We start from the raw sequence: 10,227 nt of genomic DNA, 5'->3' as shown, positions 1-10,227 counted from the left end.
GAACTGTTCCAGCATGGCAATATTGCCGCCGGTGCCGGCGCCGATCTCGAGAATTTGCGCGCGGGCGGGCAGCGCAAGTCCGCGGATGACCGCCTCTGCGATTGCGCGGCGGCCGCAGAACCACCAGTGCTCGTCCTCGGTGGCCGCCATCTGGCGGTAGGCGTCGAGCTCCATCAGCGCGTCCCCTCATATTTGCGGCGCACGATGTAGATCGGGCGCTGCTTGATCTCGGCATAGACCCTGCCGAGATATTGTCCGATGATGCCGATGCCCAGCAGTTGGATCCCGCCGAGGAAAAGCACGCTGACCAGCAGCGAGGCATAACCGGGCACATCGATGCCGAAGAGCAGCGTCTTGGCGATGATCACCACCCCGTAGAGAAACGAAAGGGCCGAAATCGCCGCGCCGACATAGGTCCAGATCTCGAGCGGAGCGGTGGAGAAGCTGGTGATGCCTTCGAGCGCAAAGTTCCACAATCTCCATCCGGAGAATTTGGACTGACCAGCGATGCGCTGGTCGCGGATGTATTCTACCGTCGCGGTACGGAACCCCACCCAGGCGAACAGGCCTTTCATGAAGCGGCGGCGTTCCGGCAAGGCACGCAGCGCCTCGATCACCTGACGGTCGATCAGCCGGAAGTCGCCGACATCATGCGGGATCTTCTGCTGCGCGATCCAGTTGTGGATACGGTAGAACATCGATGCGGAATGCTGCTTGAGCAAACTGTCGCTTGCGCGGCTGGCACGCTTGGCGAGCACGACCTCGAAGCCCTCGCGCCATTTTTCGATGAGAAGCGGAATAACGCTCGGCGGGTCCTGCAGATCGACATCCATGGGTATTGCAGCATCGGCGTCGCAGCAGTCGAGGCCGGCGGTCAGCGCGGCCTCCTTGCCGAAATTGCGCGACAGGTCGATTACCTTGATACGCGGATCGGCATGCTGTGCCTCGATCAGCCGCTCCAGCGTCGCGTCGTTGCTGCCGTCGTTGACGAAAATGAACTCGAAAGCGGCACGCTCGCGCAGCGGGTCGATGGCCTCGCGCACGGCCTTCAGGAATGGCGCGATCGCGGCTTCCTCATTGTGAACCGGTATGATCAACGTGATCGTCGCCAACCCGTTCTTCGGGCGGGCGAGGCGGTCCGGCGTCGTGCGATCGATGTGAAGAAATGGCGCGTTCATAGTCTGCCCAAGCCCGCCGATTGGGCACGACAATAGAAAGGCCGGGGTTAAGATGGCTTTAAGTTATGCGTTGAATTTCAAAGCTTCCGCAGTGCCACCTCTTCGACCAGGTGGTTGGCGCCCTTGCGCAGGATGAGGTCGGCCCGCGCCCGCGTCGGCAGGATGTTCTCGCGCAGGTTCTTCAGGTTGATGTTGGTCCACAGGCCCTCGGCGATGGCGCGCGCGGCGTCCTGCGAAAGCTGCGAATAGCGGTGGAAGAAGGAGTCCGGGTTGCGGAAGGCGGTCTCGCGCAGCCGCATGAAGCGCTGGATATACCACTGGTGGATCAGCTTCTCGTCGGCATCGATATAGATGGCGAAGTCGAAGAAGTCCGACAGGAACGGCACGATCTTGCCGTCCTTGGGCAGCTTCCCCGGCTGCAAGACGTTGATGCCTTCGAAGATCAGTATGTCCGGCCTGTCGATGGTGACGAATTCGCCGGGAATGACGTCGTAGGTCAGGTGCGAATAGACGGGCGCGCGGACATTGCGCTGCGCCGACTTGATGCCCGAAAGGAACCTGAGCAGCGCGCCGACGTCGTAGCTGTCGGGGAAGCCCTTGCGCTCCATCAGATTGTCGCGGCGCAGGATCTCGTTGGGCAAAAGGAAGCCGTCGGTGGTGATGAGATCGACCTTCGGGCTCGACGGCCAGCGCGCCAGCAATTCCTTCAACACGCGGGCCGTGGTCGATTTGCCGACCGCGACCGAGCCGGCGATGCCGATGATGAACGGCGTCTTGACGATGTCCTGCGCGTTGAAAAAGGCCTGGCGCTGCCGAAACAGAAGCTGGCTCGCCTCGACATGCGCCGAAAGCAGGCGGGACAGCGACAGATAGATGCGCTTGACCTCTTCGAGGTCGACCGGGTCGTTGAGCGAGCGCAGCCGGTCGATCTCGTCCTCGGTAAGCGTGAGCGGCGTGTCGGCGCGGAATTGCGACCATTGCTCGGCCGAGAAGAAGCGATAGGGGGAATATTTCTCGGTAGGAGCAAGCTGGTCCATCGAGTCTCCTGCCCTCCTAGAGCATGATGCCGAAAAGTGCGAAGCGGTTTTCGGGCGACATCATGCTCTATCCGTCTCTTGCGATCAGTCCCGGGGCCGGGACGCCTTCTCGGCGATGCCCGAGCGGCCGGTTCGGCCCTCGAGCTCCTTCAGCACGTCGTCCAGCGGGACGCCCGCAATGCCAAGGACGACAAGCCAATGATATATAAGATCCGCGCTTTCCGAAACGAGGGCCTGCCTGTCGCCGCGAATGGCGGCGATCACGGTCTCGACCGCTTCCTCGCCGAGCTTCTGCGCCGCCTTGTCCATGCCCTTGGCGAAGAGTTTCGCCGTCCATGACTCGGTGTCGCCGGAATGGGCGCGCTGATGGATGATCGATTCCAGCTCGGCGAGCGAAAATTGAGCCATAGCAGTCATCTATCTGTTTGTTTAAGCATGATCTTTTCCGAAAACCGGTTCCCACTTTCCGGGATCATGCTTTAAGTCCGATGGACGGCCGAGTCCAGCCGCATAGGAATGCCGGCTTTAGCCATATGCGCCTTGGCTTCGGCGATGCTGTAGGTGCCGAAATGGAAGATCGAGGCGGCAAGCACGGCACCGGCATGGCCGTCGCGGATGCCTTCGACCAGGTGATCAAGCGTGCCGACACCGCCCGAAGCGATGACCGGCACGCGCACGGCGTCGGCGATGGCGCGGGTGAGCGCGATGTCGTAGCCGGCCTTGGTGCCGTCGCGGTCCATCGAGGTAAGCAGGATCTCGCCGGCGCCGCGATCGACCATTCGTCTGGCGAATTCGACCGCGTCGATGCCGGTCTTCTCGCGCCCGCCATGGGTGAAGATCTCCCAGCGGTCGGCCTCGCCGGCCGCCGACACCTTCTTGGCGTCGATGGCGACGACGATACACTGGTTGCCGAACTTGTCGGCGGCTTCCGCGACGAAGTCCGGGTTCTTCACAGCCGCCGTGTTGATCGACACCTTGTCGGCCCCGGCCAGAAGCAGCTTGCGGATGTCGGCCACCTGGCGCACGCCGCCGCCGACGGTGAGCGGCATGAAACATTGTTCGGCCGTGCGGGCGACGACATCGAAGATCGTCTCGCGATCGTCGGACGAGGCGGTGATGTCGAGGAAGCAGAGCTCGTCGGCGCCCGCCGCGTCATAGGCCTTGGCGGCCTCGACCGGATCGCCGGCGTCGATCAGGTCGACGAAGTTGACACCCTTCACCACGCGGCCGTTCTTGACGTCGAGGCAGGGAATGACGCGGGCCTTCAGCATCAGCGGCCCTCCATGGTGGAAAGCAGATCGACCACCAGCTCGCCGACCAGCGGCGGCACCTCGCCCTTGGCGTCGAATGCCGGATCGTAAGCGGAGATGGTGAGGCCGGCGATGCTCAGAGGGCCGGCGAGGCCGCACATCGCGGTGCGAACCTCATCGGGCGCCGGACCGCCTGGCGTGGTGTAGCGATTGGCTTGCAGCTCCTCGGGGTCATGAACGTCGAGATCGATATGCATGTGGACCCGCTCGGCTCCGGTGGCCTTCAACTTCTGCGCGGCGCCTGACCAGTCCGGGCACTCGGTGCGGGTGATCGGCAGCGTCTCCAGCAATTCACTCTCCGCCGGGTCGAGGTCGCGGGCGTTGACCAGCACGCAGCGGACCGGATCGATCGGCTTGAACCCCGGAATCTGTGCCGCCATCCGCCGCCAGCACAGGCCGAGCACGGTCGCCAGCGCCATGCCGTCGAGAAAGCCGGAGGTGGACGTATCGGGCGTGTTGAGGTCGCCATGCTGGTCGGCCCAGATGATGGCGTCCGCGCCTTCACCGGCCACCGCACCCGCGCTGGTCAGGCAATTGCCGGCGAGCACGATCGGAAACCGGCCCTTGTCCAGCGCTATGCGGACCTCGCCCGACACGGCGTTGCAGACGGCAAATCCCGTTGCGATCTCGCGCTCCTGCTCATCCTCGACCAACTGGCCGATCTCTTGAACTTCGACGTCGTGGCCGGCGAGCTTCAGCGCCTCGGCCAGCCCGCCGGAGATCAAGGCGTCGGGACCCTGGCCGCAGCCGCCGTGATAGTGGCCGCTGTCATAGGACGCCAGGATGATGGAGATGTTCACTATTCTGCCTCCGTCCCCTCGCCGCGCAGGATCGCCAGTGCCTCCGCCGGGTCGACGCGCCCGTCATAGAGCGCGCGGCCGGAGATCGCGCCTTCGAGCCTCTTGGCATCGGGCATGGTCATGCGCACGATGTCGGCGATCGAGGCCAGTCCGCCGGAGGCGATCACCGGGATCGACACCGCCTCGGCGAGGCTGATCGTCGAATCCCAGTTGATGCCAGAGAGCACGCCGTCGCGGTCGATGTCGGTGTAGATGATGGCGGCCACACCCGCGCCCTCGAATTTCTTCGCCAGCTCGATGACGCCAAGCTCAGAGGCTTCCGCCCAGCCCTCGACGGCGACCTTGCCGCCCTTCGCGTCGATGCCCACCGCTATTCTGCCGGGAAAGGCCTTGCAGGCCTCCTTCACCAGCTCGGGCTCGCGTACGGCCACCGTGCCCAGGATGACGCGCGCCAGGCCGCGGTCCAGCCAGTCCTCGATCTGCGCCAGCGTGCGGATGCCGCCGCCAAGCTGCACCGGGTTCTTCGTCGCCTTGAGGATGGCGCCGACCGCCGCGGAGTTGACGCTCTGGCCTTTGAAGGCGCCGTTGAGGTCGACGACGTGCAGCCACTCGAAACCTTGCTCCTCGAAGGCTCTCGCCTGTGCCGCCGGATCGTCGTTGTAGATCGTGGCGGTCGCCATTTCGCCGTGCTTCAGGCGCACGCATTTGCCGTCCTTGAGGTCTATTGCCGGAAACAGAATCACGGTCAGGCGCCCTCGACGATGACGAAATGGCCGGTCGACGCCGCCAGCCGGAATTTCAAGGTTTCCTGGTACTCCGGCGAGTGATAGCAGGCGAGCGCCGTCTCATAGGAGTCGAACTCCACCACCACATGGCGGTTCCCCGTTGGCCCCTCCGGATTTGTGTAGCGTCCGGCCCGGACCGGAAACTTGGCACCATATTTGGCGAAGGCCTTTGCGTTGGCCTCGATGTAGTTCTTGTAGGCGCCCGGGTCGCGGACGTCGATCATGGCGATCCAATAGCCCTTCTTGCTCATCTCTAGGGCCTCCATTTCAGGAAATTGGTGATCAGCGCCAGGCCGAGCGCCTGGCTCTTTTCGGGATGGAACTGCGTGCCGGCGAGGTTGTCGCGCGCGACCGCCGCCGTCACCGGCCCGCCATAGTCGGCGACGGCCAGCACCTCGTCAGGGTTCTTCGCGTCAAGATGATAGGAATGGACGAAATAGGCATGCAGCCCTTTCGGGCCGGTCTCGATGCCCGAAAACAGCGGATGCTTGCGCGTGACCTCGATCGTGTTCCAGCCGATCTGCGGAATCTTCAGCGCCGGATCCCTGGGCGTGATTTCCTTGACGTCGCCCGCGATCCAGCCGAGCCCCTTGGTGATCGTCTTCTCCAGGCCGCGTTCCGACATCAATTGCATGCCGACGCAGATGCCGAGGAACGGCCGCGCCTTGGCTATCGCCACCTCCTCCACCGCTTCCCACATGCCGGCAACGGCATGCAGGCCGGCGGCGCAGTCGGCATAGGCGCCGACGCCCGGCAGCACGATGCGGTCGGCGCTGCGCACCCGCTCGGCATCGGCCGTCAGATCGATGGTCGCGGCAATGCCGGCCTCGTGTGCCGCGCGCTCGAAGGCCTTGGTGGCCGAGCGCAGATTGCCCGAGCCGTAGTCGATGATCGCCACCCGCATGTCAGGGCCTTCCCGGCGTATGGGTCAGCCCCAGCGCCATGCCTGTCTGCGCCGGACGCGCCTGGTTCGTATCGGGAACGATGCGCGGCATGGGCGCCGGCTCTTCCTCTTGCCCTTCGGCTTCCAGCACGTAGCGCGCCTCGGCGCCGCCAAGATTGCCGGCCTCGACCACGCCCCATTCCCGCCAGCCCCGGCGGCGGAGTGCCGATATCCGCAGGCCCTGTCCTTCGAGCCCGATATAAAGCGACACCAGGAGCGACAGGGCCGAGCCAGCCCATTCGAGGCCGAGCTTTTCGCCGAGCACCGACAGGATCGCCGCGACCGCGAAGGTGAGCAAGGCCTCGATCCACAACCGGTGCCAGGCGAGCCAGACCGGCGACAACAGGAAACCGAGCCAGGTGAAGCCATCGCGCACCAAGACCGCATCCTCGGCCTTGTTGCTCCCGGCCGGCCGCTCCATCACGACATAGATGGCCATAGGGCTATCCTTTCAGGGATCCCTTGGTGGAGGGCACCGCATCCGGCTGACGCGGGTCGGGCTCCAGCGCCGCGCGCAGCACCCGCGCCACAGCCTTGAAGCAGGTTTCCGCGATGTGATGATTGTTGGCGCCGTAGTGATTGGTCACATGCAGCGTGATGCCGGCATTCTGCGCCAGCGCCTGGAAGAATTCGCGCACCAACTCGGTGTCGAAGGTGCCGATCTTCGGCGACGAGAAGGCGACGTTCCAGACCAGGAACGGCCTGCCGGATACATCGACCGCCGCCCGGGTCAGCGTCTCGTCCATGGCAAGGTCGATCGAGGCATAGCGCATGATGCCGCGCCGCTCGCCCAAGGCCTTGCTCAGCGCCTGGCCGATCGCGATGCCGGTATCCTCGACGGTGTGGTGATCGTCGATGTGCAGGTCGCCCTTGGCCTTCACCGTCATGTCGATCAGCGAATGGCGCGACAGCTGGTCGAGCATATGGTCGAAGAAGCCGACGCCCGTCGCAATTTCGGATTTGCCCTTGCCGTCGACATGAAGCGACACCGAAATCTCGGTTTCCTTGGTCTTGCGGCTGATTTCTGCGGAACGGGGCGGCATCAATCTGTCCTAACTGTCCTTGCCTAGGGGGCTTGGGCTTGAAAACGAAAGCCTTCTATCAGCATGATCCGGCGATTGCCAGTTGCCTTTCCGGACGGTATCGGCCTTGCTGCGGGGCGGTTTGCATTCACTCGCCTCATGCATACATATGGCAATCAAAAGTCACTCGTACCGCGCCGATCGCCTTTCAAAGGGATAGCGCGAATCGGAGCTGGAAATGTCGAATGAACTCACCATGCACGCCACGACCATCATCAGCGTGCGCAAGGGCAACAAGGTTGTGATCGCCGGCGACGGCCAGGTCAGCCTTGGCCAGACCATCATGAAAGGCAATGCCAAGAAAGTGCGCCGCATCGGCAAGGGCGGCAGCGTCATTGCCGGTTTCGCCGGCGCCACCGCCGACGCCTTCACCCTGCTTGAACGCCTCGAAGCCAAGCTCGAGCAATATCCCGACCAGTTGACGCGCGCCTGCGTCGAGCTCGCCAAGGACTGGCGCACCGACCGCTATCTGCGCCGCCTGGAAGCCATGATGCTGGTCGCCGACAAGTCGGTCTCGCTGGCGCTGACCGGCACCGGCGACGTGCTCGAGCCCGAGCATGGCGTCATGGCCATAGGCTCCGGCGGCAATTATGCGCTGGCCGCCGCCCGCGCGTTGATGGATACCGACAAGGACGCCGAGGAGATCGCCCGCAAGGCGATGCAGATCGCGGCCGACATCTGCGTCTACACGAACAGCAACTTCGTCGTCGAAACGCTCGATGCCGCCTGAGCCAGCCGGCCATGATCCCAAAAGGTGGGAACCGGTTTTTGGAAAAGATCATGGTCAAACAGACAATTAGCTATGATTTCCGGCCGGTCACCGAAGCGGACCTGCCGATGATCGCCGGCTGGCTCGCCGAGCCTCATGTCGCCGAATGGTGGGACGATCCGGAAAAGGAGATCGCCGAGATCCGCGCACATCTCTCCTCGGTTTCGGTGGAGCCGCTGATCGTCGAGCTCGACGGCAGGCCGGTCGCCTATCTGCAGAGCTACGATCCGCATCTGGAAGATGATCATCCTTATGCCGACCAGCCCTTCGGCACGCTGGGCATCGATCTGTCGATCGGCCCGCCGGAGCTGGTCGGCATCGGCCACGGCCCGGCGATCGTTCGCCAATTCGTGGAAGAGCTTTTCGAGGAAGGCGCGCCGCGCGTCATCATCGATCCGCATCCGGACAACGGCCGCGCCATCCGCGCCTATGAAAAGGCCGGCTTCAGGCCGATCGGCCGCAGGCAATCGGAATATGGGGACGTCGTGCTGATGGCCGTCGATGCGGCCGAGACCGACACGCAGGAGGGGGACTGACCGCATGACCGCATCCGGGCAAGACAAGACGCTTTCCGCCTATGAAGACTCGTGGCGCATGGGCCTTCTGCTCGTGCTCGCTCTGGTGATTTTCCAGGCCGGCGTTCTCTATGGCATGGGTCACCCGCCGATCTGCACCTGCGGCTATGTCAAGCTCTGGCACGGCGTGGTGAACAGCTCGGAGAATTCACAGCACATCGCCGACTGGTACACCTTTTCGCACATAATCCACGGCTTCCTGTTCTACGCGCTGGCCTGGTTCCTGTTCCCGCGCTCGCCGGTCGGGCTGAGGCTTGCCTTCGCCGTCCTCATCGAAGGCGGCTGGGAGATTTTGGAAAACAGCCCCTTCATCATTGACCGCTACCGCTCCGGCACCATCTCGCTCAACTATTACGGCGACAGCGTCATCAACTCGGTGTCCGACACGCTGTTCATGGTGCTGGGATTTGTGATGGCGCGAAAGCTTCCTATATGGGTGATCGTGGCCCTGGCGCTCATCTTCGAGTTCGGCACGGGCTACATCATCCGGGACAATCTGACGCTCAACGTGATCATGCTGCTGCATCCGTTCGAGTCCATCAAGCAGTGGCAAAGTGGAATTTGAGTATCATGAGCACCTTCTCTCCCCGCGAAATCGTTTCGGAACTCGACCGCTTCATCATCGGCCAGAAGGACGCCAAGCGCGCCGTGGCGATTGCCTTGCGCAACCGCTGGCGCCGCCAGCAGCTCGAAGGCCAGATGCGCGAAGAGGTGATGCCGAAGAACATCCTGATGATCGGCCCGACCGGCGTCGGCAAGACCGAGATCTCGCGCCGCCTGGCTCGCCTTGCCGGCGCGCCCTTCGTCAAGGTCGAGGCCACCAAGTTCACCGAGGTCGGCTATGTCGGCCGCGACGTCGAGCAGATCGTGCGCGACCTCGTCGAGGTCGCCATCGGCCTGACGCGCGAGAAGATGCGCGAGGACGTCAGCGCGCGCGCCCAGGTCAACGCCGAGGAGCGCGTGCTGGAGGCGCTTGTCGGCAAGACGGCGAGCCCGGCCACGCGCGACAGCTTCCGCAAGAAGTTGCGCGACGGCGAGCTCGACGACAAGGAGATCGAGATCGAGGTGGCCGACACCGGCACCGGCGGCATGCCGGGCTTCGAGATTCCCGGCATGCCGGGCGGCAATATCGGCGTGCTCAACATCAACGACATGCTGTCGAAGGCGATGGGCGGCCGCAGGACCAAGATGCGCAAGACGACGGTGCGCGACTCCTATTCGCTGCTGGTCAATGACGAGTCCGACAAGCTGCTCGACCAGGACGAGGTGGTGCGCCAGGCGCTGGAATCGGCCGAGAATGACGGCATCGTCTTCATCGACGAGATCGACAAGATCGCCTCGCGCGAGGGCGGCGTCGGCGCCGGCGTTTCACGTGAAGGCGTGCAGCGCGATCTGCTGCCGCTGGTCGAAGGCACGACGGTTGCGACCAAATACGGGCCGATCAAGACGGATCATATCCTGTTCATCGCCTCGGGCGCGTTCCATGTCTCCAAGCCCTCGGACCTGCTGCCGGAGCTGCAGGGCCCCCTGCCGATCCGCGTCGAGCTGCGCGCGCTGGAGAAGGAGGACTTCGTCCGCATCCTCACCGAGACCGAGGCCAGCCTCATCAAGCAGTACATCGCGCTGATGAAGACCGAAGGCGTCGATCTCGTCTTCACTGACGATGCCATCGATTCGCTGGCCGGCATTGCCGTCGAGCTCAACGCCAGCGTCGAGAACATCGGCGCCAGACGCCTGCAGACGGTGAT

At 63.7% G+C, this 10,227-nt stretch carries 14 protein-coding genes; 4 read left to right on the top strand and 10 right to left on the bottom strand.

Annotated elements, in window-relative coordinates; genetic code table 11:
- Positions 1-173: 173 nt before the first annotated feature.
- The 10 genes from EOA38_RS16890 to hisB form a co-directional block, all read right to left on the bottom strand.
- Complete coding sequence (locus EOA38_RS16890; RefSeq protein WP_127299741.1) at positions 174-1,178, bottom strand: glycosyltransferase family 2 protein; 1,005 nt, start codon at positions 1,176-1,178, stop codon at positions 174-176.
- A 77-nt stretch (positions 1,179-1,255) separates the two neighbouring features.
- On the bottom strand, positions 1,256-2,215 hold the full coding sequence (gene coaA / locus EOA38_RS16885) for a type I pantothenate kinase (RefSeq protein WP_126090843.1): 960 nt from the start codon (positions 2,213-2,215) through the stop codon (positions 1,256-1,258).
- 84 nt (positions 2,216-2,299) lie between these two features.
- Complete coding sequence (locus tag EOA38_RS16880) at positions 2,300-2,623, bottom strand: phosphoribosyl-ATP diphosphatase (RefSeq protein WP_126090842.1); 324 nt, start codon at positions 2,621-2,623, stop codon at positions 2,300-2,302.
- A gap of 71 nt (positions 2,624-2,694) precedes the next feature.
- A complete protein-coding gene (hisF, locus tag EOA38_RS16875; protein WP_189434709.1) occupies positions 2,695-3,489 on the bottom strand; it encodes an imidazole glycerol phosphate synthase subunit HisF in 795 nt (264 codons plus the stop codon).
- A complete protein-coding gene (locus tag EOA38_RS16870) occupies positions 3,486-4,325 on the bottom strand; it encodes an arginase family protein (RefSeq protein ID WP_127299739.1) in 840 nt (279 codons plus the stop codon). Before EOA38_RS16870 ends, hisF begins: the two co-directional genes overlap by 4 nt.
- Entirely contained in the window at positions 4,325-5,068 is a 744-nt protein-coding gene (gene hisA / locus EOA38_RS16865; protein ID WP_127299738.1) for a 1-(5-phosphoribosyl)-5-[(5-phosphoribosylamino)methylideneamino]imidazole-4-carboxamide isomerase, read from the bottom strand. The genes EOA38_RS16870 and hisA overlap by 1 nt, the downstream gene beginning before the upstream one ends.
- Before the next feature lie 2 nt (positions 5,069-5,070).
- Positions 5,071-5,361: a DUF1330 domain-containing protein gene (locus tag EOA38_RS16860; RefSeq protein WP_127299737.1), complete on the bottom strand. Its 291-nt coding sequence runs from the start codon at positions 5,359-5,361 to the stop codon at positions 5,071-5,073.
- Between the two features lie 2 nt (positions 5,362-5,363).
- Complete coding sequence (hisH, locus tag EOA38_RS16855; protein WP_127299736.1) at positions 5,364-6,014, bottom strand: imidazole glycerol phosphate synthase subunit HisH; 651 nt, start codon at positions 6,012-6,014, stop codon at positions 5,364-5,366.
- 1 nt (position 6,015) lies between these two features.
- Positions 6,016-6,492: a DUF2628 domain-containing protein gene (locus tag EOA38_RS16850; protein WP_127299735.1), complete on the bottom strand. Its 477-nt coding sequence runs from the start codon at positions 6,490-6,492 to the stop codon at positions 6,016-6,018.
- Between the two features lie 4 nt (positions 6,493-6,496).
- Entirely contained in the window at positions 6,497-7,096 is a 600-nt protein-coding gene (gene hisB / locus EOA38_RS16845) for an imidazoleglycerol-phosphate dehydratase HisB (RefSeq protein ID WP_127299734.1), read from the bottom strand.
- A gap of 217 nt (positions 7,097-7,313) precedes the next feature.
- Between hisB and hslV the strand changes: the two genes are divergently transcribed.
- The 4 genes from hslV to hslU form a co-directional block, all read left to right on the top strand.
- Positions 7,314-7,865, top strand: coding sequence for an ATP-dependent protease subunit HslV (gene hslV, locus EOA38_RS16840; protein ID WP_126090834.1), 552 nt, complete (start codon positions 7,314-7,316; stop codon positions 7,863-7,865).
- A 50-nt stretch (positions 7,866-7,915) separates the two neighbouring features.
- Complete coding sequence (locus EOA38_RS16835; protein WP_189434707.1) at positions 7,916-8,440, top strand: GNAT family N-acetyltransferase; 525 nt, start codon at positions 7,916-7,918, stop codon at positions 8,438-8,440.
- Positions 8,441-8,444: 4 nt separating this feature from the next.
- Entirely contained in the window at positions 8,445-9,044 is a 600-nt protein-coding gene (locus EOA38_RS16830) for a DUF2585 domain-containing protein (RefSeq protein ID WP_127299733.1), read from the top strand.
- A 5-nt stretch (positions 9,045-9,049) separates the two neighbouring features.
- Positions 9,050-10,227, top strand: a 1,178-nt coding sequence (hslU, locus tag EOA38_RS16825) for an ATP-dependent protease ATPase subunit HslU (RefSeq protein WP_127299732.1), incomplete at its 3' end; no start/stop codon positions are given.

Source organism: Mesorhizobium sp. M1E.F.Ca.ET.041.01.1.1 (genome assembly GCF_003997355.1).
In the GTDB taxonomy this organism is placed as follows: Bacteria; Pseudomonadota; Alphaproteobacteria; order Rhizobiales; family Rhizobiaceae; genus Mesorhizobium.
The sequence above is the reverse complement of the archived record's forward strand: the minus strand, read 5'-3'. Positions and strand labels throughout refer to the sequence as shown.